The 24947-nt window shown below is 72.1% G+C and carries 28 protein-coding genes, 1 tRNA gene and 1 pseudogene; 11 read left to right on the forward strand and 19 right to left on the reverse strand.

Going from position 1 to position 24947, the window contains the following annotated elements:
• Positions 1–76: 76 nt before the first annotated feature.
• From VF746_31200 to VF746_31210, 3 genes are read right to left on the reverse strand one after another with little or no spacing between them, the layout of a single operon-like run.
• Positions 77–2368: a hypothetical protein gene (locus VF746_31200; protein HEX8696928.1), complete on the reverse strand. Its 2292-nt coding sequence runs from the start codon at positions 2366–2368 to the stop codon at positions 77–79.
• 13 nt (positions 2369–2381) lie between these two features.
• Positions 2382–3368, reverse strand: a complete 987-nt coding sequence (locus VF746_31205; GenBank protein ID HEX8696929.1) for a hypothetical protein — start codon at positions 3366–3368, stop codon at positions 2382–2384.
• On the reverse strand, positions 3352–4263 hold the full coding sequence (locus VF746_31210; protein ID HEX8696930.1) for a hypothetical protein: 912 nt from the start codon (positions 4261–4263) through the stop codon (positions 3352–3354). The genes VF746_31205 and VF746_31210 overlap by 17 nt, the downstream gene beginning before the upstream one ends.
• Before the next feature lie 643 nt (positions 4264–4906).
• Here VF746_31210 and VF746_31215 point away from each other — a divergent pair.
• The 3 genes from VF746_31215 to VF746_31225 all read left to right on the forward strand — a co-directional run bounded on the left by VF746_31215 (position 4907) and on the right by VF746_31225 (position 6284).
• A complete protein-coding gene (locus VF746_31215; GenBank protein ID HEX8696931.1) occupies positions 4907–5602 on the forward strand; it encodes an OmpA family protein in 696 nt (231 codons plus the stop codon).
• 331 nt (positions 5603–5933) lie between these two features.
• On the forward strand, positions 5934–6122 hold the full coding sequence (locus VF746_31220; protein HEX8696932.1) for a hypothetical protein: 189 nt from the start codon (positions 5934–5936) through the stop codon (positions 6120–6122).
• The gene (locus VF746_31225) at positions 6123–6284 is read left to right on the forward strand and encodes a hypothetical protein (GenBank protein HEX8696933.1); all 162 of its coding nucleotides are present in this window, start codon (positions 6123–6125) and stop codon (positions 6282–6284) included.
• Between the two features lie 112 nt (positions 6285–6396).
• On the opposite strand, the gene VF746_31230 is transcribed toward VF746_31225, so the two are convergent.
• The gene (locus tag VF746_31230; GenBank protein HEX8696934.1) at positions 6397–7932 is read right to left on the reverse strand and encodes an NAD(P)/FAD-dependent oxidoreductase; all 1536 of its coding nucleotides are present in this window, start codon (positions 7930–7932) and stop codon (positions 6397–6399) included.
• Between the two features lie 257 nt (positions 7933–8189).
• On the reverse strand, positions 8190–8639 hold the full coding sequence (locus tag VF746_31235; GenBank protein ID HEX8696935.1) for a hypothetical protein: 450 nt from the start codon (positions 8637–8639) through the stop codon (positions 8190–8192).
• A 272-nt stretch (positions 8640–8911) separates the two neighbouring features.
• Here VF746_31235 and VF746_31240 point away from each other — a divergent pair, with 272 nt between their 5' ends.
• The 4 genes from VF746_31240 (at position 8912) to VF746_31255 (ending at position 12481) form a co-directional block, all read left to right on the forward strand.
• Positions 8912–9430: a DUF2911 domain-containing protein gene (locus VF746_31240; protein ID HEX8696936.1), complete on the forward strand. Its 519-nt coding sequence runs from the start codon at positions 8912–8914 to the stop codon at positions 9428–9430.
• 143 nt (positions 9431–9573) lie between these two features.
• Positions 9574–10779: a histidine kinase gene (locus tag VF746_31245; GenBank protein ID HEX8696937.1), complete on the forward strand. Its 1206-nt coding sequence runs from the start codon at positions 9574–9576 to the stop codon at positions 10777–10779.
• Entirely contained in the window at positions 10763–11554 is a 792-nt protein-coding gene (locus VF746_31250) for a LytTR family DNA-binding domain-containing protein (protein HEX8696938.1), read from the forward strand. The genes VF746_31245 and VF746_31250 overlap by 17 nt, the downstream gene beginning before the upstream one ends.
• A gap of 417 nt (positions 11555–11971) precedes the next feature.
• Positions 11972–12481: a hypothetical protein gene (locus VF746_31255; GenBank protein HEX8696939.1), complete on the forward strand. Its 510-nt coding sequence runs from the start codon at positions 11972–11974 to the stop codon at positions 12479–12481.
• Between the two features lie 280 nt (positions 12482–12761).
• Here the strand turns inward: VF746_31255 and VF746_31260 are convergent, their stop codons facing one another.
• From VF746_31260 to VF746_31285, 6 genes are all read right to left on the reverse strand, one after another.
• Positions 12762–13673 carry a S1/P1 nuclease gene (locus VF746_31260; protein ID HEX8696940.1) on the reverse strand — a complete coding sequence of 304 codons (912 nt, stop codon included), beginning with the start codon at positions 13671–13673 and terminating at the stop codon, positions 12762–12764.
• A 190-nt stretch (positions 13674–13863) separates the two neighbouring features.
• Positions 13864–14214, reverse strand: coding sequence for a hypothetical protein (locus tag VF746_31265; GenBank protein ID HEX8696941.1), 351 nt, complete (start codon positions 14212–14214; stop codon positions 13864–13866).
• Positions 14215–14321: 107 nt separating this feature from the next.
• A complete protein-coding gene (locus VF746_31270; protein HEX8696942.1) occupies positions 14322–14894 on the reverse strand; it encodes a hypothetical protein in 573 nt (190 codons plus the stop codon).
• Between the two features lie 71 nt (positions 14895–14965).
• Positions 14966–16516: an aminotransferase class V-fold PLP-dependent enzyme gene (locus VF746_31275; protein HEX8696943.1), complete on the reverse strand. Its 1551-nt coding sequence runs from the start codon at positions 16514–16516 to the stop codon at positions 14966–14968.
• 160 nt (positions 16517–16676) lie between these two features.
• Positions 16677–17324, reverse strand: coding sequence for a DUF6073 family protein (locus tag VF746_31280; protein ID HEX8696944.1), 648 nt, complete (start codon positions 17322–17324; stop codon positions 16677–16679).
• A 134-nt stretch (positions 17325–17458) separates the two neighbouring features.
• Positions 17459–17893, reverse strand: a complete 435-nt coding sequence (locus VF746_31285) for an SRPBCC family protein (protein HEX8696945.1) — start codon at positions 17891–17893, stop codon at positions 17459–17461.
• A 353-nt stretch (positions 17894–18246) separates the two neighbouring features.
• Between VF746_31285 and mscL the strand changes: the two genes are divergently transcribed.
• Positions 18247–18705 (forward strand): large conductance mechanosensitive channel protein MscL, encoded by a 459-nt coding sequence (mscL, locus tag VF746_31290; protein HEX8696946.1) that lies wholly within the window; start codon positions 18247–18249, stop codon positions 18703–18705.
• Positions 18706–18788: 83 nt separating this feature from the next.
• Complete coding sequence (locus VF746_31295) at positions 18789–19193, forward strand: hypothetical protein (protein ID HEX8696947.1); 405 nt, start codon at positions 18789–18791, stop codon at positions 19191–19193.
• 108 nt (positions 19194–19301) lie between these two features.
• On the opposite strand, the gene VF746_31300 is transcribed toward VF746_31295, so the two are convergent.
• The 8 genes from VF746_31300 to VF746_31335 form a co-directional block, all read right to left on the reverse strand.
• Positions 19302–19709 carry a hypothetical protein gene (locus tag VF746_31300; protein ID HEX8696948.1) on the reverse strand — a complete coding sequence of 136 codons (408 nt, stop codon included), beginning with the start codon at positions 19707–19709 and terminating at the stop codon, positions 19302–19304.
• A gap of 12 nt (positions 19710–19721) precedes the next feature.
• Positions 19722–21065: a hypothetical protein gene (locus VF746_31305; protein ID HEX8696949.1), complete on the reverse strand. Its 1344-nt coding sequence runs from the start codon at positions 21063–21065 to the stop codon at positions 19722–19724.
• A complete protein-coding gene (locus VF746_31310; GenBank protein HEX8696950.1) occupies positions 21062–21253 on the reverse strand; it encodes a hypothetical protein in 192 nt (63 codons plus the stop codon). The genes VF746_31305 and VF746_31310 overlap by 4 nt, the downstream gene beginning before the upstream one ends.
• Before the next feature lie 42 nt (positions 21254–21295).
• The gene (locus VF746_31315) at positions 21296–21823 is read right to left on the reverse strand and encodes a hypothetical protein (GenBank protein ID HEX8696951.1); all 528 of its coding nucleotides are present in this window, start codon (positions 21821–21823) and stop codon (positions 21296–21298) included.
• Between the two features lie 295 nt (positions 21824–22118).
• Positions 22119–22346, reverse strand: a complete 228-nt coding sequence (locus VF746_31320) for a hypothetical protein (GenBank protein ID HEX8696952.1) — start codon at positions 22344–22346, stop codon at positions 22119–22121.
• Positions 22347–22547: 201 nt separating this feature from the next.
• Positions 22548–22622: transfer RNA gene (locus tag VF746_31325), tRNA-Val, on the reverse strand.
• 14 nt (positions 22623–22636) lie between these two features.
• A complete protein-coding gene (locus VF746_31330) occupies positions 22637–22858 on the reverse strand; it encodes a hypothetical protein (GenBank protein ID HEX8696953.1) in 222 nt (73 codons plus the stop codon).
• A 104-nt stretch (positions 22859–22962) separates the two neighbouring features.
• The gene (locus VF746_31335; protein HEX8696954.1) at positions 22963–23415 is read right to left on the reverse strand and encodes a hypothetical protein; all 453 of its coding nucleotides are present in this window, start codon (positions 23413–23415) and stop codon (positions 22963–22965) included.
• 413 nt (positions 23416–23828) lie between these two features.
• Here VF746_31335 and VF746_31340 point away from each other — a divergent pair, with 413 nt between their 5' ends.
• Both VF746_31340 and VF746_31345 read left to right on the forward strand, forming a co-directional pair.
• Positions 23829–24293 carry a hypothetical protein gene (locus VF746_31340; GenBank protein ID HEX8696955.1) on the forward strand — a complete coding sequence of 155 codons (465 nt, stop codon included), beginning with the start codon at positions 23829–23831 and terminating at the stop codon, positions 24291–24293.
• A gap of 332 nt (positions 24294–24625) precedes the next feature.
• Positions 24626–24715: pseudogene (locus VF746_31345) on the forward strand (IS1 family transposase).
• Positions 24716–24947: the final 232 nt, after the last annotated feature.

Raw genomic sequence — 24947 nt, forward strand, 5'->3', positions numbered from 1 at the left:
CAGGCTCCCGTGCCGCTTCGTGTCCATCCCCGGCCCCGGCCCCGGCCCCGGCGTGGCTCGGGGCCGCCGCACGGCTTCAGACCGTGGCGAGCGGCTCCGCCAGCTCCGCCTCGGCGGCCCCCAGGTGCGACGCCGCGTCGAGCGTGTAGTTCTCCAGCTCCTGGCGGAAGACCTCCACCTCCCAGTCGCCGTGCGCGGCCTGCCACGACTGGTCGCTCGCGCGGTTGGCGGCCTCCAGCAGCTTGGCCCGCAGCTCGGTCCGGCGCTCGGTGACGGCGCGGCGGAAGTAGTACCGCGCCAGGGTGTCGTCGTAGCGGTACTGCCAGTACTCGGGCACCTGCTTCTCCTCGATGAGCGCCGCCGCGGCGGCGCGCAGCGGCTCGAGGCTCTCCTCGCCCTCCACCAGGTAGTAGAGGACCTGGTGCTGCGCGTACACGCGCAGCCGCGCCAGCGACACCTCTACGGCCGGCGGGACCACGTCCTCCCCCCGGCCGTGGCAGAGCCGGTCCAGGGTGTCGAAGGCCTCGCGGGCGTACTGGATCGCGTAGCGCAGGGGGATGTACTTGGCCTTCTCGAACCCTTCGCGGACGTGCGGGGGCAGCCGCCAGACCGGCTTCATCCGGTAGCTCTTCCACAGGTGGAACTGGAGGTAGGCCAGCCCCACGCCCAGCCGGGCGCACTCCTCGGGATCGGAGGCCTCGGCGTACCGCCGCTCCAGGGAGCCGATCTCGTCCCGGGCCAGCGGCAGGGTGTCGTTCTGCTCCAGCGCCGCCGCGGCGAAGATCAGCCGCAGGCAGAGCGCCTGCCGCCGCTCCGGGTCCTTCAGCAGCTCCACCAGGTTCTTGTGCATCCCGGCCACCCACAGCGCCGTGGCGGCCACCACCAGGTCGCGCAGCACGCCGGGCTCGCGGTCGGCGGCGTAGTAGAGCGAGATCAGCCGGTTGCGGATCTGGCGGCGGGCCTCCTCGCCGCGGGCCAGGAGCGAGTCCAGGCAGTGGCGGATCTCCTCGTGCAGGTCCTCGGGGAACGAGAAGCGCAGCAGGCCGAAGTGGAGGAAGGTGTCCAGCCCGTGCAGGGCCGAGTCCGGCACCCGCGCGTGCAGGTGGTCCAGGCGCCGGTCGAGCCCGTTGCGCAGCGCCACCGCCAGCTCGTACTCGCGCTGCGAGTAGTCGTCGAACTGCTTGCGGATGGCCCGCGCCTCGTTCTCCACCGCCTGGCGGAACTCCGGCTTCTGCATCTCGCGCATGGAGCTGTCCAGATCCTCCAGGCGCCGCTTCAGGTCGTGCTCGCCCAGGGTGGGGAGCCACACCTTCTCCAGGAAGGGGAAGCGCTTCATGTTCTCGATGATCTCCAGCTCCTTCATGTCGACGGGGAGCTCCCCCTCTTCGCGGGAGCCGTCGGAAGTGTCCAGCAGCTGGAGCAGGTTGCGCATCTTCGCGGCCAGCTCGGCCAGCTCGGCGCGCGCCTCCCCGGGGTCGCGGCGGACCGCCGGGTGCTGCGGGGCGTAGGTGGCCTTGAAGATGAAGTAGTCGTCGTCGCGCAGCACCGTGACCGGCGTGCCGCCCACCTCGGCCTGCAGCCGCGGCGCGATCCCCGACTTCTCGATCGCGGAGCGGAACACCTCCGACGACACGTAGAAGCGCGGGATCGTGGCGGCGGGGCGGGTCTTCGCCTGGTCCAGGAGCGCGATCAGCGAGGTGATGGCCGCGGCGTCGGCGAAGTTGTTCAGCGTGCGGTCGGGGCGCAGCTCGTCGAGGGCCGCCTTCACCCGGTCGAACTCCTCGCTGGTGATGATCTTCGCGTAGTCCACCTCGCTGGGGGCGATCCGCAGCCGGCCCTTCTCGCGCCACGACTTCAGCCGGCGGTGCCAGCCCCCCGAGATGCACTGGACGGCCTTGAAGAAGCGGGCGGCCTCGCCGGCCTGCCGGTGCGTGAACTCGCGGAGCTGCTCCTCCGTCATCCGCTCCACGCTCAGGGTCCCGTCGGGGTCCGGCGTGCCGATCCCCACCTTCACCAGGAACTCGGTGGTGAGCCGGTCCAGGTCGGTCCGCACGCCCACGTCGAAGCCGTACTTCAGCAGCCCCACGAACTCCGCCTGGTGCGGGGGGAGCAGGCCGAAGTCGCCCACCCAGCCCCCGGCCGCCAGCGAGCGCACCAGGGCCTGCGGGGTGTGGAAGTGGTGGATCAGCCGGCCGAAGCCCTCGCCGGGGGTGAAGAACGCCAGCATCCCCAGGGCGGCGTCGCGCACGTCGGCGGTGTCGAAGTACGTCCTCACCTGGTACCCGGCGGCCTCCAGCGCGAAGTCCTGGAGCTGTTCCTCCAGCCGGGCCAGGAACCCCGATGCGGCCTCTCTCAGCGTGCTGCTCATCGGCGGCTTGCCTCTATGGTATGTAGACGTTCAGCACGGGCTCCGCGGCCGCGGGCCTCTCCTCGACCTCGATCGCGATGATCGCGTTGAGCAGCTGTTCGAACTCGCGCTCCGTGCTGGCCTCCTGGGGCAGTCCCAGGAAGTAGGCCTGCTGGAGCTCCCGCGGGATGTCGAGCTCCAGCACCACGTCGTGCTCCCAGCGGACGAACACCTGGCTGGGGAGCTCCTCGAACGTGCAGCCGTTCTCCTCCACGCCGCGCGCGAACTCCCCGCGCGCCTCCGCTCCCAGGCGCACGCACTCCGAGAAGATGTGGGAGAGGCGCTTCTGCACGGTCACCTGGTCGGTATCCCCCCGGGTGCGAACCAGGGGCGACAGCACGAACGCAAGGATCGGGTGGAGCACCGAGAGGTTCCGCATCAGGAGCGGGTGCACGTCCTCGCCATCCACGTGCAGCTCGTTGAGCTCCAGCAGGCGCGCCACCACGTACTGCGCGTACTCCTGCTGGAACAGGTGCGAGCGGAGCACCTCCACGTACAGCCAGAACGAGGAGTGCTCGTCGGGCCACTGCGGCGGGGCGGGGAAGTACCTGGCCAGCGCCACCAGCGCGTCCATGTGGAGCGCGGCGGGGTCGCGGGCCCCCGGGACGGTGAAGTGCCCCTTGCGCCGGATCTGCCCCAGGACGCGGGTGAAGCCGGAAGGCGGCAGGTACGCCGCGATCAGCTCCAGCATCCTGGGCACGTAGTGCTCGGGGCAGGGGGCGTCGGGGTCCCAGCCCCGCACCAGCCGGTTCAGCGCCTTGCGGAAGATCCGCTGCGCGGTGACCACGTCCTCGGAGCGCTGCAGGAGCGACTCGACGTACTCCTCGCTGCTCCCCAGCTCCACCAGGGCGTGCTCGCGCTGGCCGTAGAGCACGCGCTGGATCTCGTCCTCCCACCGGGCCGCGGTGGGCTTCCTGCGCAGCTCCAGGGTGTCGCGGTAGTAGTCAGACCGGCTCGGCATCGCTTCCTCCGCACGTGGCGTAGTACTCCTCGAGGGCGTGGAACAGCCCGGGGCAGGGGCACACCTCGCAGTAGCCGAGGGGGTCGTTCGCCGCCCCGGCGCGCCGGTGCGCCCGCGCGTAGCGGGCCCACGCGCTGTGGTCCAGGAGCACGGGGCGGAACTCCACCCGCGTGGTGTCCAGGGGGCCCAGGACGTACTCGTCCACCCCGTCGGCCACCCGGTAGTGCCCCTCCACGTTGATCGTCAGCCCCGCGCCCCGCTCGTCGCGCTCGCGGGTGGGGTGGAAGATCAGGCTGGTGAGCGCGTTCGCCACGGTGGGCACGTGCGCCGCCGCGTCGACGGCCACGGTGGGCACCCGCAGCAGGAGGGCGAAGGTGGGGATCTGGTTGGAGGTGACCCCCACGCGGTAGGCGCCGCCGATCGGGTCGTCCACGATCCCCTCGAAGCTCGTCCACCAGGTGTAGCCGAAGCGCCCGCGCAGCGGCCCGGCGGCGTAGCTCCGCAACGGGCTCCAGTCGAGCCCCGATGCCTGGTGGCGCTCCCGCAGGCTGGCGTGGATGGTCTTCAGCGGCTCGCGCACGCTTCCGAACGTCCACCCGGCGTACTCGACGATGGGCTTCAGCGCGGTGAGGCGGTAGAGGTAGCGGTCGGGCGGACACTGCGCGGGCCGCCCGGCAGGGGCGGAGCGGAACCAGTCGGCCTCCTCCAGGTCGGCGAGGAGCGCGTCGTCGAACGTGTACGGATGCGGGAACCCGTGCTTCTCCAGCAGCGCGTCCAGCATGTTCAGCGCCCCCTGGAAGCTCGGCTGGCGGGCGGCCGCCAGGCGGCGCAGGCTCCCGTAGACGGCGGCGAGCTGTTCGTCGGTGGACGCGGCGGGGTCGTGCGGATCGGGCATCGAGCGCTCCTGCGAACGGGCGGGACGGCGAAGGTGAAGGCTCCCGCGCGAACGGGCCGGGCCCCGGCGTCGGAGAACCGGACGCCCGGGCGGCGGGTGCGCGGGTGTACAGGGGCAAGCCTCTACGGGGCGGCGCTAAACTGGCGAGCCGCGGGGGAGGCTCCGCGCGCAAGTCCCGTGCCGATTCCGCCTTAAGTTGTTTCATGCGCAAATGCCTCCAGGGCAAAGACTTACGTATGTGGCGAAGGCGATTCTGATGCGCCGGGTGCCACGTTGTGTGGCGGCGCGTCCACACTCCTGGGACACCTGTTCCCGGCCGGGGCGGCGGGACCGGGGCGGGCCGGGTGGGCGGCGCGGCGGGGTGTCCTCCGGACCGCTCCCCCGGGTGGACGCGTTTCTGGACACCGGCCGCGGCGGCGCCTAAGCGCACGAGGCGGCGGAATTCCGCAAAACCCGGCCGGGCGGCGGGCGCGCGGGGGTGCGATCTGCCAGGCGCCGTAAGTCTTTGCGCGGGTGTGACTTCTCGAAACGGCGGCTCGTCTTCGTAGCACTTCCGGGTGCGGCACCGGCCTTGCAACGGCCCCGGCGAACACTCGCCCAGCAGTCTCACGCAGTCGTGAAGGCCCTCTGACGGAGGTAGGGGATGATGAACGTGCATGCGAAGAAGCTCACCGTGGCGCTGGCCGCGGCCACCCTGGCGGTGCCCGGGCTGGCCGGGTGCGCCTCGATGAACAACACCGAGCGCGGCGCCGTGGTGGGCGCCGGCGCGGGCGGCGCCATCGGCGCCGTGATCGGCAAGCAGACGGGGAGCACCGCCCGCGGCGCCATCATCGGCGCGGTGCTGGGCGGGGCGGCGGGCGCCGTGATCGGGCGGCGGATGGACCGGCAGGCCGAGGAGCTCGAGGGCGAACTGGGCAACAACGCCGACGTCACGCGCGTCGGCGAGGGGATCGCGGTCACCTTCGCGTCGGGGATCCTCTTCCCCTTCGACTCCGACCAGATCCTCCCCGCGGGCCAGTCGAACCTGCGCGAGCTCGCGCAGAGCCTGCAGCGCTACCCCGAGACCGAGGTGCTGATCGTCGGCCACACCGACGCCACCGGGTCCGACGAGTACAACATGCGGCTGTCGCAGCGCCGCGCCGACTCGGCCAAGAACTACCTGGTGGGGCAGGGGATCCGGCCCGACCGCATCCGCACCGCCGGCCGCGGCGAGGCCGAGCCGATCGCCTCCAACGCCGACGAGGCCGGCCGCCAGCAGAACCGCCGCGTCGAGGTGGCGATCTTCGCCAGCGAAGAGTACCGCGAGCAGATCCTGCGCGAGCACGGCCGCAACCCGTAAGCCTCTCGCGCTGGTCGGCTGACATCGTGAGAACGCCCCCGGCACCTGAGCGTGCCGGGGGCGTTCTCTTGCGTCCGAATTCGTGAACTACGAACTGCGGTTTGGGCGTGTCCCTCCGCTGCGCTCCGGGCCGGGCTGCGCGCGCGGTAGGGCACGATACCACTGTGCCCAACCGCGCCGGGCCCGCGTCGGCCGAAACTGCCCGGCCGCCACGGTCCCGGCCCCTCCGGGCGCGCATCCCTCACGCGGGGCGCGGCTGCGCCGCGCTTAAACCGCGGCGGGAACGCCTCTTGCGCCCTGGTCGCCCCGGCCGATCCCAGGAGGAAGAGCGATGCAGGACGACCGTGACAGCAACGTGGCCGGGCAGGACCCCGCGGGAGCCGGCGCCCCCGAGCGCGCCGAGCGGACCGAGCGCGAGCGCGACCTCGCCGCGAAGAGCCTGCGCGGCCGCGAAGAGGGCGGCGCGCCGGCCGGCGGCGAAGAGCGCGGCGGCGGGGACCGCGGCCCGGAGGAGGGGTAGATGGCCGCCCCTCCCGACCCCAACCGCTGGCCCCCGGGCGCCGAGCTGGAGCGCGACGACCTGGGCGACATCAAGGCCAGCCGCTTCAGCCTGCCGACCGGGGCGATCGTGGCGATCGTGCTGGTGATCACCGTGCTCTTCCTCGCCGTCGCCATCTTCTGACCACGACGCGCCGCATCCGGGACCTCGACCCCGCGCCGTGTCGCCCTTGCGGTTGAAGCCTCACGCAGTCTGTGAGGCTTCCTGCCGTTGTTGCCGCGGCTTCAGCCGCCCTTCACCCGCCTTTGCCCCCGACCTTCTCCCCCCGCGCGAGCGCCGGCTCGCGGGGCACCCGCCGGCGCAGGCGCCGGGCCTCCAGCTCCGCGCGCAGGTCCGCGTAGACGCCCGGGTCCAGCGGCATCAGGTACTCCTTGAGCCGGTTGCGCGTGCGCCAGGTCCGCGCCCCCAGGTCCTCCAGCAGCTCGTCCAGGTAGTGGAGGGTGAAGGGGACCACGCACGTCCCGCGCGCCAGCCCCAGCGGCCGCTCGGCCTTGAGCCACTCCCACCGCGCGTCGATCTCGCGCTCCATCTCCGCGCGCGGTGGCAGCGCCAGGTCGCCGCGCACGTGCTCGGCCAGCCAGCGCGCGCCCACCTCGCTGGTGAGCTGCGAGAAGAGGCTCGAGTTGTAGCCCACGAACCCCAGCCGCGGCACGTCCGGCGGCAGGATGTTGCGGTGCAGGCGGAAGTTCCCCTCCGGGCCCAGCAGGCGGCCGCGCACCTCCTCGTCCAGGAACGGCACCCCCTGCCGGAAGCCGGTGCCGAACACCACCACGTCGGCCTCCACGCGGCCGCCGTCCTCCAGCTCCGCGGCGCCGGGAGCCAGGCGGCGGATCGCCCCCTTCCTCGCCTGCAGGCGCCCCGCGTTCACGTGGTCGTAGATGCCGCCCGACGCCAGGCTCAGCATGCAGCTCACCATGTCCTCGATCGGCGCGTCGGGGGCCAGGCCGTTCCGGTCCAGGCGGAAGGTGGCGCGCAGCACCCGCTCGATCCCGCGCCAGAAGAGCCAGACGAAGGGGCGCCCCGGGCCGTGCAGGACGCGCTCGAACCCCTTGAGCCGCCGGTAGCGGAAGAGGTCCTCGCTGAAGCGCGTGGCCAGCACGTACTTCAGGTGCAGGAAGCCGAAGAAGAACTTCGGCACCTTCCAGTGCGCGCGGCGGAAGAGCAGGGTGGTCCGGGCCGCGTGTCCCACGGCCGCGCACGCCGCGTCCGAGGCCGACTTGGCCTGGCCCACCACGACGACGCGCTTTCCCGTCACCTCCGCCGCGTCGTGGAACTGCGTCGAGTGCAGCACCCGCCCGCCCGCGGCCTCGAACTCCTCCCGCCCCGGCGTGTCGGGGACGAACGGGTCGCTGAAGGTGCCGTTGCAGACCACCAGCCAGTCGACGTCGTGCGTCTCCTCGCGCCCGTCCGCCAGCCGCGTCGCGCGCAGCGTCCAGCCGCGGCCGCCGGCGCGGGGGCGCGCCTCGTCCACGCGGGTGCCCAGGCGCAGGCGGGGCGTCACCCCGAAGCGGTCCGCGTACGCCGCCAGGTACGCCTGCACCTGCTCGCCGGCGGGCCAGTCGGGGTAGCCGGCCGGCATGGGGAAGTCGGAGAAGGCGTAGGTGTCGCGCGGGTTCTGCGTGGTGACGCCCGGGTAGCGCCGCGAGCGAGTCCACACCCCGCCCACCTCGTCGTCCTTCTCGAAGACGGTGACGTCGTGCCCGTCTTCCAGGAACGTCTTGGCCGTGACGAGGCCGCTGATGCCTGCGCCGATGATGCCGATATGGGACATGAGAGTGTCGAAGTGCGAGGTGCGAAGTGCGGGACTCCTCGACGGGGAAGGATCACACAAAATGCGCTCGTCCCCGGCGCTGTATCAATGATCTCCTCGCGTGAGGAGAGCCACGCCGGAGGGATGAGCCGCGGGAGCGGCGGGCGAGCGGGAGCGCGGCGGGTGCGGGCCGTCGCGTCCTGCCGTGGGGATGCGGCCGCCCCGCTCGTGGCGGGGCGGCCGCATCCCTGGACCTTCGTACTTCCGTACTCTCGTACTTACTGAAGCCTGCGCGGCTGCACCCGCTCGATGTCCATCGTCGTCACGTTCCCTCCCGAGGCTCCCGCCGTGTAGGCCGCGACCACGTCCAGCTCCACCCGGCTCTGGATCACGACGAAGCCTTCCACGAATCCCGCGTTGGTCATCGACTGCACCATGCGGCAGTCGATCTCGACCGCCTGGTCGGGGCGCAGCCGGACGCTCCGGAAGGGGGTGACGAGACCCGGGTCCAGCCGCCGCGTCGTGGCGACCTTGAAGCGGAACTCCGTGCTGTCGGGGCTGTGGACGTTGACCGTGGTGAAGTAGCGCCCGGGCGCGAGCTGAACGAAGTCGGGAGAGCCGCAGACCACCTTCACCGCGTACTCGAACGCCTGGGCCGAAGCCCGTGCCGGCGCCACGGCCGCGCCCGCGAGGAGCGCCGCCGTGGCGAACATCATCCGGGTTCTCATGATTTCCTCCGCTGAATGAAAGGATCCCCGCATCACACCGCGACAGGTCTCCCAGCATCAGCCGTGCACCGGGGGCGAATTCACGCAAGTCTCGTCGAAACGGGGAGTTGAGGCGCACGGGCACGGGTCGTGTCCTCGCGGCCGGGGCGGGGAGTCCCCACTCGCTGCGGCATCCGCGCCCCGCAACGCCACCGTTGAGCCGCCCGGCGCCCGCCGCTATGGTAGATCCCGTCCACCCGCTCCACGTCTTCGCCTCTCCACCGCCGACGGCCATGCACCGCCTGATCCTCCTGGTCCTCTTCCTCCTCGCCGCCTGCAACTCGGTGCCGTCGGGGGCGAAGCGGAAGAGCCAGCCCGCGATGGTGGTGCAGCGCATCGGCGCGGCGAAGGTGACGGTGACGTACAACCGGCCCTCGGCGCGCGGGCGGGCGCTCTTCGGCGGGATCGTGCCGTGGGACTCGGTGTGGGACCCCGGCGCCGACGAGGCCACGAAGATCACGACCACGCGCGACCTGCTCGTCGAGGGCCACGTGCTGCGCCGGGGCGAGTACAGCCTGTGGGCCGTCCCCGGCCCCGCCGAGTGGACGGTGATCTTCAGCCGCGCGGCGGACGTCTACCACACGCCCTACCCCGGCGCGTACCGCGACGCCCTGCGCCTGCGCGTCCGCCCCCAGCGCGGACCGCACGTGGAGACGCTCGCCTTCTGGTTCCCCGTCGCCACCGGCGACAGCGCGGTGCTGGCGCTGCACTGGGGCGAGACCATCGTCCCGCTGCGCCTCCACCGGCGCTGACCGCCTCCCGCCGCCGCACGGCTCGTCACCGCCTCCGCGCGCTTCGTCACACGCGGCCGGCGACTCGTCCCTCGCCACCCACGGATCGTCACCGCGGCGGCTAGCGTGCCCCATTCGGCAGGGATCCCCGCACCGACGCCGCCATGGACGCCGCCACGCTCGCCACCGACCCGACGCTTCCCGCCGCAGGCGGCCCCGCGGAGGTGCGCGCGGAGCCCGGCCGCGGCGGGCCGCTGGGCCTGTCGTGGCGCGAGTGGCTGCTGGTGCTGGCGTTCTGGACGGCGGTGGGGGTGCTGGAATCGGTCAAGACGTACTTCTCGCCCTCCATCGTCGACGAGGGGCGCAACTGGCTGCGGCTACTCGCCGCGAACGTGCCGTGGTGGCACGTGTGGGCGCTCTTCACCCCGCTGGTGTTCCTGCACGCGCGCCTCTTCCCGCTCACCTCCGGGCGCCTGGTGAGGAGCGCCCTGCTGCACTTCGCCTGCGCCGTCCCCATCGCGCTGGTGCACATCGTGGCGGGCACCGGCGCGTGGTGGCTCGTGGTCGGCCGCCACGCCTCCGAGGGCACCTTCCGCGGCACCCTGGAGCAGATCGCGTCCGGGTACCTGATCTCCGACGTGATGGTCTACTGGGCCATCGTGGGCGCGTACACCGCCCTCGACTACCGCCGCCGCTACCGCGAGCGCGAGCTGGAGGCGGCGCGGCTGGCCGTGCGCGCCGCGCGGCTCGAGGCCTCGGTCACCGAGGCGCGGCTCAGCGCACTCCGGATGGAGCTCAACCCGCACTTCCTCTTCAACACGCTGAACTCGGTGGCCGGGCTGGTGCGGCGGCGCGAGAACGACCAGGCCGTGGGCGTGCTGGCCACGCTCGGCGAGCTGCTGCGCATTACCCTGGGGCAGCGCGAGCAGGAGGTGCCGCTGGAGCTGGAGCTCGACTTCCTGCGGCGCTACCTGGAGATCGAGCGCGTGCGCTTCCACGACCGGCTGACGGTGGAGGTGGACGTGCCCGCGCCGCTCCTGCACCACCCCGTTCCCTCGCTGGTGCTGCAGCCGCTGGTGGAGAACGCCGTCCGCCACGGCATCGCCCTCCAGCCCGGCCCGGGGCGGCTGGCGATCCGCGCCGCGCGGCGGGGCGGCGAGCTGGTGCTGGAGGTGAGCGACACCGGCCCCGGCCCCGGCGCCGTGGTGCGCGGCGGCGGCGTGGGGCTCAAGAACACCCGCGAGCGCCTGACGCGCCTCTACGGCGAGCGTGCCGCGCTCAGGCTGGAGGCCGCGCCGGGCGGCGGCACCCGCGCCGTGGTCACGCTCCCGCTTTCCGCCCAGGAGAATTCCGATGCCTGCGTCGCCTGAGCCCGCCCCCGAGCCCGTGGTGCGGGCGCTGATCGTGGACGACGAGCCGCTGGCGCGCGACTGCGTGCGGCTGGCGCTGGAGCGGCAGCCCGGCATCGAGGTGGCGGGCGAGTGCGCCGACGGCGAGCAGGCCGTGGAGGCGATCCTGGCCGAGCGCCCCGACCTGGTGTTCCTGGACGTGCAGATGCCGGGGCTGGACGGCTTCGGGGTGGTGGAGCGGGTGGGGGTGGAGCGCATGCCGGCCGTGGTCTTCGTCACCGCCTTCGACGAGCACGCCCTGCGCGCCTTCGAGGTGCACGCCGCCGACTACGTGCTGAAGCCTTTCGACGACGCGCGCTTCGCCGACGCGGTGCGCCACGCCCGCCGCCAGTTGCGCCCCGGCGGCGAGGACGAGCTCCGGCGCCGGCTGGACGCGCTCTTGGGCGAGGTGCGCGGCGGCGCGGCGCGCCCGGTCACGCGGCTGATGGTGCAGGTGAAGGACCGCATCCGCTTCGTGCGCGCCGACGAGGTGGACTGGTTCGAGGCGGCGGGGAACTACGTGCGCATCCACACCGGCGGCCAGGCGCACCTGATCCGCGCCACGTTGGCGGGCCTGGCCGGGCAGCTGGACCCGGCGCGCTTCGTCCGCATCCACCGCTCGACGGTGGTGAACGTCGACCGCATCCGCGAGGTGCAGCCGTGGTTCGGCGGCGACTACATCGCCATCCTCGAAGACGGCCGCCAGCTCCGCGTCAGCCGCAGCTTCCGCGACTCGCTGCTGCGGCCGCTGGCGTAGCCGCCCTTCGCGCGAGTGCCCGGTTGCGAGTGCCTGAAGACACTCGCTGGAACCACGGAAAGCCTCGCCCGGGCATCAGCGCGGAAGAAGGTTCAGGCCGAGCGAGGCTTCAACTACATAACCGCTCTCCCGCACCGGGCCCGTAAAGTCCACCCTCTCCCGAAGTTGGGAGAGGGTTGCCGCTCTAAGGCGGCGGGTGAGGGCCCCCCCGGCGGCGCCGAAGCCCTCCGGAACGCGGAAGACCTTTCCCACGTGGCCCTCAGTCGCGCGAAGCGCCGAGGTGTTCCCGTCTCCCCCGCACGCCCTGCCCCGCCGCCGCTCGCCCCGTCCCGCCGCAGGTCCCTCTCCCGATCATCTCCATACTTTCGCTCCCACGAACCCCGATTGTCCTGCATTCCCTCCCTCCGAGAGGAAGCCATGCGACGGACCACCGCCATCGTGCTCGGCAGCGCCGCGCTCCTCCTCCCCGCCGCGCTCGGCGCGCAGGCCGCCCCTCCGGCGTGCGCGGCCGCGGAGCACCGCCAGTTCGACTTCTGGGTGGGCCGCTGGACCGTCACCGACACCGCCGGGCGGACGGTCGGCGAGAACGAGATCACCCGCATCGCGAACGGGTGCGGCGTGCAGGAGAGCTGGCGCGGCGGCGACGGCACCGTGGGCACCAGCCTGAACGCGTACGACGCGGTTCTCCGCCGCTGGATGCAGGTGTGGGTGGGGAGCCGCGGCCTGGTGCTCCACATCTCCGGCGGGCTGGAGGACGGCAGCATGGTGATGACCGGCGAGCGCGACAGCCCCCGGGGCCGCATCCACGACCGCGTCGCTTGGACGCCGCTCCCCGACGGCACCGTCCGCCAGCGCTGGGAGACCTCCACCGACGGCGGCCGCACCTGGACCGTCGCCTTCCTCGGTACCTATCGGCGGGTGCGGTAGGAGCATCCTCGCGTCCCCGGACCGGCGAAGTGAAGGGCCGGCTCCCGCGCGGGGGCCGGCCCTTCGGTCGTTCGGCTCGCGGAAGGCCTCATGCCAGATCCGGATGAACAGCCTGTGCCATCGGGGGATGAAGCGAGCGGACATCCGTGCCGCTGCCGCGCCCGACCTGCCTGGCAGGGTGAGAAGATTCTTCGGCCCTGCGGTCATTCGTGCGGATGCTGGTCCCGTGTGATGGGCCTCGGAATGACGGCGAACCCCGGCCGATTCTACTGATTTCGTATCAGCCGATCGCCCGGTTCAGCAGGTCGGCCAGGCGGTAGCCGGCGAGGGCGACCTGCGCGTCCGCGGTGGCGGCGGCCCGGCGCTCGTACGAGGCGGGCACGAACCGGTTCCGGCGCAGCGGGGCGCGGTAGACGGTGCGTTGCGCCAGGCGGAGCCCCTCGTCGGCCCAGGCGCGGAAGTCGACCGAGGCGAGCTGCGCGGCGAACCCGTCCCTGGGGTGGTCGCCCGCGATCTCCTGCGCCACGCGCGCCAGGCACGGCTGCGGCGCCTCGCCGGGGCGGCAGCGGCGGCTGCGCGTGACGACGCCGTCCCAGAACGAGTGCAGGTTGTCCGTGCTCCCCCGCACCCCGAAGTCGTTGCCTCCGCGGTCGCCGTCGCGGTCCAGGGGCGTGATGCGCGAGCTGCTGTGGAGCGGCTGGTGGACGTCGCCCACCAGGTGGAGGATCCAGGCGAGCGCCATCGCCGCCTCGCCGCGGTCGGAGCCGGTGAGCGCGGTGCGCAGCCGCGGCAGGTCGTTCAGCAGCTCGCCGAACGGCGCGCGGCTGCTGGCGCGGATCGGGCCGAAGTCGAACCGCTGCTCCCAGAAGAGGTTGACGAAGTGGCGGTTGCGGTTGTCGAAGCGGTGCCCCGGGTGTCCGCCGCTCTTGATGTCGTCGGGCCACGTGGCCGCCGACACGAAGAGCCGCACCTGCTGCTCGGGCGAGAGGGTGCCGGGCGGGAAGCCGCGCCCCAGCCCCGAGCCCGACGGCGCGCCGCGCAGGATCTCTACCGCCCGCGCGCGGGCCTGCGGCGTCATGTTCTCCCAGGCGATCCGCGCGACCAGGCTGTGCCCGAAGTCGTCCCACGCGAGCGCGGGACGGGCGTTCAGCACGGCCAGGGCGGCCGCGCCCAGCAGCAGCTTGCGTTTCATGGCGACCTCCGGGGGATGAAGGGAGAGATCGGAACACGTATCGAAGAAGGGACCGGCCCATGCAATCCGCTTCCCGCAAGATCGGGTGGAATCCATCGTCACGGCAAGGAATTTCGCGGACGCGGCGAGGGGCGCCCCCGAGCCGGGGCGCCCCTCGCCGCTGCCGACCTGGCTCCCGGGCGGGCCGGGGTCAGGTGCGGGCGACCACCTCGTACCAGTCGGAGCTCTCCATGGTGGCGCCCTCGTCCTGGACGGCCCTCGCGCGCTTCTTGGCGAAGTCGGTGGGCGCCTTGCCGGGGTCGCGCACGCCGCCGGGGTCGTGGCGGGTGGTCTTCCCCTCGTGCTTCTCCAGCTTCCCCCGGTCGTCCCAGAGGGCCACGCCGATCGCTTCTCCGGCCTCGCGGTTCACCAGGAAGAAGGCGTCCTTGAGGCCCTCGTTCTTCAGCTTCCTGTGCTCGTCCAGGATCTGCCCCCGCAGATCGGCGATCACCTTGTCGGCGTTCTCCGGCGAGAACCGGACTCTCGTGACTCCCGCGTGCATGTCGGCCTCCTCTCAAGTCGTCGTCGGTCGGTGCCCCGTAGCGCCGTGTGCGCTACCACGGTACCCACGCCCGCGCGTGCCCGCTTCTCCCGCCTTGCGCTCCTCGTTCACCCCTCCAGCCCGTGCGACTCGTCCAGGTCCTCGAAGATCGCCACGCACTCGGTGTCGTAGCGCACCACGCCGTCCTTCACGAACTCCCAGCGGATGCTGTTCAGCTGCCCCTTGGCGATCTGCGGGATGAACTCCGGCGGCACGCGGATGGACGCCTGCCCGTTCCCCTGCGCGTTGGTGGTGAGCTGCACCGGCGCCGGCTGGGTGATCGCCTGCCCGGAGCAGTCGGAAACGAAGAGCGAGATGATCAGGTTCACCGTGTAGCTGGCGTTGGGATCGGCGCCGTTGAGCTGGTAGCGCTCGATGGCGAAGTTGTTGGGCCCCTCCATGAAGGTGTCCACCACGCTCCCGCTCTGCAGCGGCGCGCCCCCCACCGGCCGCACCGGGATGCGCGCGCCGGACGGGCCGCCGCCGGGCATGTTCAGCGTCGTCTGTCCGGAGCGCGGGTGACCATGCTCCTTCCACTCCTTCTCGGCCTCCCCCTTACTCAGCCGGAAGCGCTTGTCGGCGCGGCCGGAGCCGAGCCGGTAGACGGCCCGGGCGATGTGCTCGTTGGTTACATCCGCCATGCTGAAGTTCCTTTTCGCTCAGGGTGAGGAAGGGCGCGCCGCCGGCCCGGCGCCGCGCCCGGCGCGTCTCTCTACTCGGCCGGCCCCGCGGCCCACGCTTCGGCGCCGCACGCCTCCACCTCGTCGGCCAGCGCGTCGACGTCGGCCAGCGTGGTGCGCGGGCCCACGAAGCACGGGCGGATCACGAACGCGCCGCGCACCGACGTCCCCGAGGGCGCCAGCCGCCCGCGCGAGCGCACCCGCCCCAGCACCTCGCGGTTGAGCGCGTCGAGCGCCGCGGCGGCTTCGGCGCCGGGGCGCCCCCGCAGCGCCTCGGGGACGTAGCGGAAGCAGACGGTGGAGAGGGTGACCGGCGCCATCAGCTCCAGCACCGGCGAGCGGCGGACGCGCTCGGCCAGGTAGCGCGCGTACTGGTTGTGCCGGCGCACCCGGGCGCGCACCCCCTCGGCGCCGATCTCCTTGAGCAGCGCCCACACCTCCACCCCGCGCGAGGGGAGCGTGTGCTCCACCCCGAAGTGGTGGAACGCGTAGCCCAGCCCGTCGAACTGCGAGGCCACGGGCATGTCGGGCGGGGGCAGGCGCATCGGCTGCGAGCCCTCCACGTAGACGGCGGGCCCCAGGGTGAAGGCGCGCTCCAGCAGCCCCGCGTCGCGCACGAACGCGCAGCCGATCCCCATCGACGTGGCCAGCCACTTGTGGGGGTCGGCCACCAGCGAGTCGCACTCCCCCAGGTCGCCGTAGAGGGGGGCCACCTCGGGGTCCAGCACGCCCAGGAGCCCGTAGGCGCCGTCCACGTGCAGCCAGGTGTCGTACTCGCGGGCCAGCGCGGCCAGCGCCGGGAGCGGGTCCACCGTCCCCGCGCTGATCGTCCCCGCGCTCGCCACCAGGGCCACCGGCGTGCACCCCGCCGCCAGGTCGGCGTCGAGCCGCCGCCGGAGCGCGTCCAGGTCGATCCGCAGGCCGTCGTCGACCGGAATGGTGACGACGGCGCGCCGTCCCAGCCCCAGCACGCCGGCCGCGCGGTGGATGCAGTGGTGCACCTCGCCGGAGGCGTAGATGCGGGGGCCGGGGATGCCGGCCGCCCCGTCGCGCGAGGGGTCGGTGCCCAGCCGCTCGCCCGCGCGCTGCCGGGCCGCGCCCAGGCCGACCAGGTTGGCCACCGACCCGCCGCTGGTGAAGAGCCCCTGGTGCGTCTCCGGCAGCCCCAGCAGGTCGCGCAGCCAGCGTAGCCCCACCGCCTCCAGGAGGTTGAACGCCTGGACGCCGACCGCCAGCGGCCCCGCCACCGCCGCCGCCAGGTGCGCGGCCGCGGGGATGGTGGTGGGCGCCGTCGCCACCCAGCCGGAGAAGCCGGGGGCGCCGGCGCGCAGGCCGTGGGGGATCACCACGTCGCGCAGGGCGGCGAGCACCGCGTCGGGCCCCGCGCCGGCCTCGGGGAGCGGCTCGTCGAGGCGGGCGGCCCACTCGGCGCGGCTGGCCCCCGTCCGCTCCGGGGTGTCGAAGCGGTTGAACGCCTCCAGCGCGGGGAGGAGCGCCTCCACCGCCGCGCCGAGGCCCCCGGTGAGCGCGGGGTCCTCGGAGCGCGGCGGGGTCCGCTCCAGGCTGAGCGATGCCTGTGGCATGGAGTCCTCGGCCGTCCGCAGCATGTCGGGAGCCGCCCGGGTGCACGGTTGCTCGTCCCTCGCGGCCGCGTGCCGGAGGGGTGGCCTGCGCCGCGGCCCGCGCCCTCCGCGCGATCCGCCGGCGGCGGGTCGGACGGGCGCGGGCCGGCGGTCTCAGCCGCTACTCCAGCCAGGCGCCGATGTGCGTCTTCACCTGCCGCAGGATCGCCACGGGCTCGCCGTCGGGGTCGTCCATGCGGTAGAGCGGCACCTCCACGCGCCCGCGCGTGCCGCCGCCCTGCCCGATCGGGGGGATGTGGGTGATCAGGTGCTCCAGGACGATCGGCTCCTTGTTGAAGACGGTGATCCCGGCGTCGAACAGCTCGAACTTCATGTGCCCCAGCATCATGCACAGCTTGGGGCCGTCGGCGAAGGCGTGGATGGTGCCGGCCTTCACCTGCCCGCCCGAGGGGCGGTACGCGTCGTTGGTGCTGGCGCGGATGCGGCCGAACTTCGGGCTCACGCCGTTCACGTTCAGCTCGCGCATGTGGATGTTCACCGACGCCTCGCCCCAGTCGGCCGAGGTGGGGTCCTCGCGGTCGATCACGTAGTAGCCGCGGAACTCGATGGTGTCCTCGCCGTGGCCCAGCACCTCGATGGTGTCCCAGGTGACGAAGCTCAGCCGGTCGAGCCCGCCCTGCGGCATGCGCAGCACGCGCAACTCCGACAGGCTCTTGGGGTTGGGGATGAGCCCCGCCGGCGTGGGCCCGTGCTCGCGGCGCGGGGGGATCTCGATGATTCTCGACAGGTCTTCCGCTGTGGTGGCCATGGTTTGCTCCTTTTCCGGTGGTCTTGCGCCCCGTGCGGACGGCGGACGCCCCGGGTCCGCCGCCGGCGTGGCCCATGCTAGCCGCCCGGCCGGGGCGCGGCTTCTCCGCGCTTGCCGGCTTTCGCCCGCGCGCCTTACCCCGCCGGCGCCGGCTCGCCCTCCAGCACGCCCTTGAGCCCGGCGAGCGCCTGCCGCCACGAGCCGTCCAGCATCTCGGCCATCTCCGGGTCGGCGCCGCGGTGCGTGAGGGTGAGGCGGCTCCCCTCTCCCGCCGGCTCGACCTCCCACGCCACGGTGGAGGGGGGCGCGCCCTCGACCGCGGGGGCCCAGGCGGGCTTGAAGGTGGTCACCAGCCGCCGCGGCGGGTCGAACTCGATCACCTCGCCCTCCAGGTCCACCCCGCCCTCGGCGTTGCGGTACGCCACCCCCGAGCCCGGCGTCCAGTCGCTCTCCACGCGCGTGTCGAAGTAGTACTGCCGCGTGAGCTCCGGGTCGGTGAGCGACCGCCACACCTGGTCCGGCGGGGCGGCGACGTCCACCTGGTAGACCAGCGGCTCGCTCTGGCTCATCCTCACCTCCGGGTTGGCTGGGGCCGGAAAACGCGGGAGTCGAAACTTCCATGTCGGCGCCGAGGCTGTCTTCTCCCGGATTGCGAAGGTGGGGGGAGTGCGAAGTGCGAAGTGCGAAGTGCGGGGGGATCGCGGCGCCGGGTCGCGAGTGCCTGAAGACACTCGCTGGAACTACGGAAAGCCTCGCCGACTGCGCGAGGCTTCAACGGCATCCGGCGCGCGGTTTCTTTGCGCGGTTACGGGGGGATCGTCCGCTCAGGCGTCCGTCTTCATTGCCCCCGCGACGCATGGTGTGCATCCTATGTCCATCTGCGGCGGCGAAGCTCTTCCCCACCCCTTGCGGAGGTGCCTGCATGCTCAGCGATTTCCGGAAGTTCGTCGCCCGCGGCAACGTGGTCGACCTGGCGGTGGGCGTCATCATCGGCGCCGCGTTCGCCACGGTGGTCAAGTCGTTCGTCGACGACGTGCTGATGCCGCCGATCGGCAAGCTGACCGGGGGCGTGGACTTCAAGAGCCTCTACATCAACCTCTCCGGCCAGAGCTACGCCACGTACGAGGAGGCGGTGCGCGAGGGCGCGCCGATGATCCGCTACGGCCAGTTCATCAACAACGTGCTGGTGTTCCTGCTCACCGCCTTCGCCGTGTACCTGCTGGTGAAGGCGTACGAGCGCACGCGCGCCAGGGACGCAGCCGCGCCGCCGGAGCCCACCGAGAAGGACTGCCCCTTCTGCCGCTCGCGCGTGAACGTGCAGGCGGTGCGCTGCCCCTTCTGCACGTCGGAGCTGGCTCCGGCCGCCGCCGCCGTGGTCTGAGCGGCTCCGCGCCCGGGCCGTCAGCCGGGAGCCGGCGGGGACGTTCTCCGAGGGTCATGGCTCAGAGGAGGTGCGACGTGCCGATGCGACTCCCGCGTTCCGCCCCGGTCCTGCTGCTGGCTGTAGCCTTTTTCGCCGGGTGCGGCGTGCCGCCCGGCCTGGGAGAGGAGCCGGACGCCCCGCCGGGCGCGACGCTGGTGCGGATCCGCAACGCGAGCGCGTTCGACCTCGACTCGGTGGTGGTGGACTTCTTCAGGCAGAGGGTGGTCTACGGCGACGTGCCCGCGGGCGGCACCACCGCCTACCGGCAGGCCGACCGCGCCTACCGCTACGCCTACATCGAGGCGACCGTGCAGGGCCAGCGTCTGGTGCTGCAGCCGATCGACTACGTGGGCGAGACGCCGCTGGGGAGCGGGCGCTTCACCTACCACCTCACCGTCAACCTGGCCGACAGCACCCTCGACGTCCGCGCGCGGCGCGACCCGTAGCGCTCCGGCAACGCCCCGCATCGACGGAGGAAGGAGAAAGGCCCCGCGGCGAACTGCCGCGGGGCCTTTCCTGGATCGGCTCACGGGTGCGAGCGGGGGAGGCCGGCGCTATCCTCCCCTGCCGCCGCGGGCGGGCAGGGCACGGCAGCTCACCCGGTTCGGCTTGGTCGCGTACTCGCGGGGCGAGCGGGCGCTGCCCTGGAAAAAGACGCACTCCTCGGTGGGGGAGCTAGACACGGCGGCGTACCCGTGGCCGTCCGCCGAGGTAAGCCGCAGCTCGATTCCCTGGAGCCGCGGAAAGCCCAGCTCCTGGAGCGTGGCGGCGTAGCGGCCGTGGCCGGCGCGATAGTGGGCCTGGTAGGCGGCGAGCAGGCGCAGCGCGGCGCGGATGTCGCCCGTATCGCCGTGGCCTCCCTGGCCCTCCGCGCCGTGCGAGTGTCCGCCGTGCCCCTGCGCCAAGGCGGGGACGGCCGCGTACAGAGGCCCCGCCAGCGCCACGACCATCCAGAGCCTCATTCTTTCTTCCTTTTACGGGTCACTGCTTCGGCGTCCGGACGCGGCGCCTGGCCAGCACCAGCGCTCCAGACCGTAGAAGTAGTTCTCGCCTCGCACCTCCGCCGGGACCTCCTGCTCCACCACGTAGGCGCAGCCGGGAGAGAACGCGAGAGGCAGCCGCTCCCACGGCGGGTCCAGCGAGCCCAGGTAGCCGCGCGCGAGGTGGTAGACGTCCACCACGGACTTCCGCCCGGGGCGGGGCCGCTCCAGCCAGGCCACGCTGTCGCCGGCCAGCGCCAGGTCGGCGTAGGGCGGCACGGTGGCGGGCCAGGCACGGTAGTGGTCTTCCCAGCGCTTGTTGATCATGGGCATCCGCTCGCCCCCCACGCGGCGGAACCCGGCGAGCACGCGGCTGCGCTCGGCGCGGTCGACTTCGAACACCTTCGCGTCCACCCGCTCTACCCGCAGCAGCCTTCCGCCCGCGTCGAAGAAGCAGACGCCAGGGAGGAACTGCGAAGCCACGGCGAGCACCCCCGGGATGGCGTCCCAGGTCCGGCGGTAGTACTCGATGTAAGGGTCGGGGGGTGGAAAGCCGTCGAACGGCGGAAGCCGGTTCAGGTTGTTGCGCAGCCGGCCGAACTCGGCGGTGTCGATGCTCGTGCCTTCGAGGGAAGCCTGGAGGAGGCGCAGCGCCGTACGCTCGTCGCGCTCACGGGTGCCCAGCTCCATGGCGCCCGTCTTCGCGAACAGGACGGCGCGGTCCGAGATCCCCGCGAGCTGCAGCACGGCGAAAGGGCCGGCCTGCTCCCCCATCGTCCTCACGCGCTGGACGAACCGGCCGTCCACCTCGAAGACGTGGAGCAGCCCGGACTCCAGCACGGCGAGGTGGCGGGTGCCCAGCAGCGTGATCTGGTTGTAGGCCGCCCGCGCGCCGTGGGCGCCTCCGAGCTCTTCGAACTCTCCCGGTCCCCCGCCCGTCCTGCCGAAGCCGCCCACGCGCTCGCCCGCGGAGTCGTAGACGCTTACGCCGCCGTTGAGCCCGTCCAGCACGTAGAGCCTGCGCTGCCCCGGGTGCCACACCGCCCCGACGATCCGGCCCAGAGGGTGCTCCTGCTCGTCCGCGAACTTCCCCGTGCGGACGGGCTGCCACGCCAGCGCCTTCACCGGAGTGGGACGGGCGGCGCGCACGGCCTCCTCGCACCTCCCGGCGAAGTCGCCCCCGGCCAGGGCCCTCGTCTTCCCCCCCGCATCCGAGCAGGCGGCCCCCACGGCCAGCGCACAGAGGGCGCCGACGGCGCGCGCCGGCCTCCCCGGCCGACGGGCGCCTCCCGCCGGCCGGCCGAGCCATGGTCCTGCGGCGCGCCCCGGGACTTTCATCGTAAAGCACCGCAGGAGGACTGGTCGAGAACGTCGTTCCGGAAGTAGCAGCAGTAGTATCCCCCGCCCTGCATCTCGACGCAGCACCAGCCGGTGGCCAGGTGGCACGCATGAGCCGGCGTCGCGGCGAGCAGTCCGGCGGCCGCCACGAACGCGAGCGCGAGTCCCCGCAGTCTCCTGTGCGACATGGGTCCCTCCTACGGTGAGCGGTAGAGCAGTCAGCTCGACCTTCATCTCCCCGTGGCGCTCGCCTGCCACGGATAGCCGAGCACGTCCAGGGCGTCGGCGCCGGGGATCCCGACGTACGCCCTGACGATGCGGCCCCGGGCGTCGGTCCGGACGATCAGCGGGAGCTCGCGGACGATTCGCAGCTCTGGCGTACTGCGGCGCAGCCGCAGTGTCCGCACCGCCCGGGAGAACGCGAGTGCGCTGTCGCGCGAGAAGGCGAGGCTGTTGGTGATCGCGAAGAGCGGGAGGGCGCCCTCGCGACGGCGGGCGGAGAACCGGTTGAGCTCCCGGGTGGCCGGGCCGCAGGGAATGCAGCTGGTCTCGAAGAAATAGATCGTGGCCGGATGCGTGACCTCGGCATCGCCTCCGCCCATCTCCGTCACCGGCAGCTCCCCGACGGGCAGGCCGACGAGGTCTCCTCTCCATCCCGTGCCGGTGCCCGCAATGCGTGCCCAGACCACGGCCGCGAGCACCCCCGCGCCGAGCAGGAAAACGAGCCAGGACAGGAGCCTGGAGTCTCTTGTGGCCATCGTGGCCAGCCCTGGGGAACGCGAGTGAGCAGGAGGAAAGTCTCCAGGCAAAAGATAGAGCCGCCGCGGAGGCGGGTAAATAGTTTCGTGAAAGACTCGCTCCGCCAGGGCTGATTTGCCGAGGACCGGCAGGAGCGGCGCGGCACGATGTCGCCGCCCGAATGCAGCAGGTAGCCGGCGACGATGGCAATCAGCTCAGCCGCGGATCTACAGGAAGGCGGGGGAGCGAGCCGGAACGCGAAAGGCGCCCGCGCGGGCGCCTTTGCTGTGGAAGTGGGACGCGGACCGCCCCCCGTTACGGCAGCGGAACCGTGTCGTCTTCGCAGAAGCAGTACGTGGGGCCGACGCTGACGAGACACGCGCAGGCGTAGGTCTGGCAGGTGTCGCCGCAGGTACGGTCGCAGGTCGGATGCGGGGCGGTGGGAGCCTCGTGCCCCTTCACGGTGCCGTTCTCCGCCGCCTCGGCCACGATCGCAAACGACTCCACGTGCAGCTCGTCCACGTTCAGCTTCATCTTTATCATGAGACACTTCCTCGTTGGGGATCGAAGGGGGTGGGAGCGGCACCACGGAGGGTTGGGTGAGCGACGCCGCGCGACGAAGCTAAACACTTGTCGCCAAACGCGTAACCCCTTCCCGCAGCGCGTGACGCGGAGTGCTGGAAAGGGGCCGCTGTCCATCCCATAAAAAACCGGAGCCCGTGAGGATGCCACGGACTCCGCGAGTGGGCGCTGAGGGATTCGAACCCCCGACCCCCTGTGTGTAAGACAGGTGCTCTGGACCAGCTGAGCTAAGCGCCCGGACGGGCCGGCTGCTAGAGGATGATCCCCAGCGGGATCAGCACGGCGTAGCCGAGGACCAGCAGGAGCGGCGCGGCCACGGTGTCGCCGCCCGAGAGCAGCATGTAGCCGGCGACGATGGCCACCAGCCCGGCCGCGAGCAGCGCCAGGTTGAGCGGCGAGAACCGCAGCGAGCCTTCGGTGTCGGCCGGCGTGGAGGCCGGGGCGCGCGTCTGCGCGGGAGTAGGTCTGGGCATGGTGCGCGAAAGCTACCGCGAGCCCCGGAGAGCGTCAACCCCGCGCGCCGGCGCAAGATGCGGCGCGCGCCGGCCGTCTGCCGCGGGGCGGATCGGTGGTGGGATCAGCTCCCCGCCTGCATGAAGCGGTGCCGCGCCGACATCAGCCCCCGGGGCGGGGCCGTCTCTCCCAGGACCGCCAGGCGGATGGCGGCCCCGTGCGCGGCGAGGAAGTCCGTCCACGCCGCGCGCCCCTCGGGCGGGAGGCCCTCGCCCAGCATCTGCTCCAGCGTCCAGAGCAGCGCCTGGTCCACCCGCGCCTGCCGCGCCTCTTCGGCAAGGTGAGCGGGGGAAGATCCGTCGGCGGGGGCCCACTCCTCTCCCAGCCCCCGCACCGTGGCGGTGAGTGTGCGCACCAGGCGCCGGCCCGCCTCGCTCCGGTCGGGCTCGGCGAGAAGGGAGCGGAGCGGCGGGTCCAGCGCCAGCAGCCGGTCCATGAACGTGTCGGCGAAGCGGCCGCCGTCCGGCAGCACGCGCTCCCAGGTCTCCTGCACGAGGTGCTTGCTCTCAGGCGTCATCTGGGCGAGGAGCTCGAGTGGCGTATTTTTCCCGAGGGACGCCCCTCCCCAAGCAAGCACCGGGCCGCATCGCGCCATAACGCGTATCATTCGGCAGCCGCAAGGGTTACACGATCAATTCTTACGACGTTGACGGGAAAAATGGGGCGCCGCTGGGACAAACTGCGGTCCCTGCCGGGGCTCTCGTGTCCCACCCGTATCCTGGACCCAGGGAGGCTACAACGACAGAAAGCCTCACAAACCGCGTGAGGCTTCAACAGCGAAACGGACACGAGGCGATTCTCGAGGTACCCTCGCTTTCGCACTTTCGCACTTTCGGGTCGTGTGCCTGAACGGAGTTGACAGACTGGACGGAAAGGTGCAGACTGGACACGGTGTCCCCACACCGGCAAATCCTTTTGCCGTGGTGACTCATGTCCGAGCCCTTGGAGGTGGCGGAGTCCGGCAGCTTCTGCTGGAACGAGGCGTGTGCGCTGTACGGGGTGGTGGGGAAGGGCAACCTCCGGAAGTACGGCAAGACGAGACAGGGAGTTCAGCGCTTCCAGTGCAAGGCGTGCGGAAAGGTGTTCGTGGCCACACGGGGGACGCCATTCCACGGAGTTCACCATCCGGAGAAGATGCTCCAGGCGCTGGCAATGCTGTGTGAGCGGCCGAGCGTGCGGGGCGTTGCCCGGGTGCTGGAGGTGAAGCCGTCCACCGTGCTGGCGTGGCTGCTGAAGGCGGCCGCGTACGTGCAGCTGATCGAGCAACTGCTCCAAAGACACCACCGGATTACGCGGGCCCAACTGGATGCGCTCTGGGCCTTCGTCAGGCACAAGGGCGAAAAAGGGGGCGCGCGGAGGAGGAAGACAGCGGCAGCTTCTGGATCAATCGGGTGATCGACATGGATACGCGCCTGCGGGTGGGGCGTGCGATCACGAAGACAGAGGGCGAGTCGGCATGGCTGCTGATGCAGATGCTCAAGCAGATGCACCCGGCGGCACCGCCCGCGCTGGCGACCGATGCCAGGGGCCGCTACGCAGAGGCGATGGTCGAGACCTGGGGAGAGGTGCCCGCCTACCGCGGGTGGGGTCGTCCTGCCTCGCGCAAGCAGGCCCGGCCCGACTGGCAGTACCTGCAGGTGAAGAAGATCCGCTCCGGTAGTCGGCTGCTTGAGGTGCGGGTGGAGGTGATCTTTGGAGATTCAAAGCAGGTCGTGGGCACGCTGGGCGGGCACACGGCCTACATCGAGCGCTCGCAGCTGACCTCGCGGCAGATGAATGGCCGGCTTGTGCGCAAGACGCTCTCCTTCTCGAAGGAGGCGAATTACCTGGAGGCCTCCTGCGCGTGGGAAGACGCGGTCTATAACTGGGCCCGGCCGCATCGCAGTCTGCGCGTGGCGAGCAGCACGCCAGGCCGGCGGTGGGATCAGCGCTCGCCTGCGATGGCGGCCGGACTAACTGACCACATCTGGAGCATGCGCGAACTGCTCACCACTGTGGTGATTCCCAGGGCCGTCAACTCTGTTTAGGCACACGGCCCACTTTCGCACT

It is taken from the genome of Longimicrobium sp., from assembly GCA_036389795.1.
Lineage (GTDB): Bacteria > Gemmatimonadota > Gemmatimonadetes > Longimicrobiales > Longimicrobiaceae > Longimicrobium.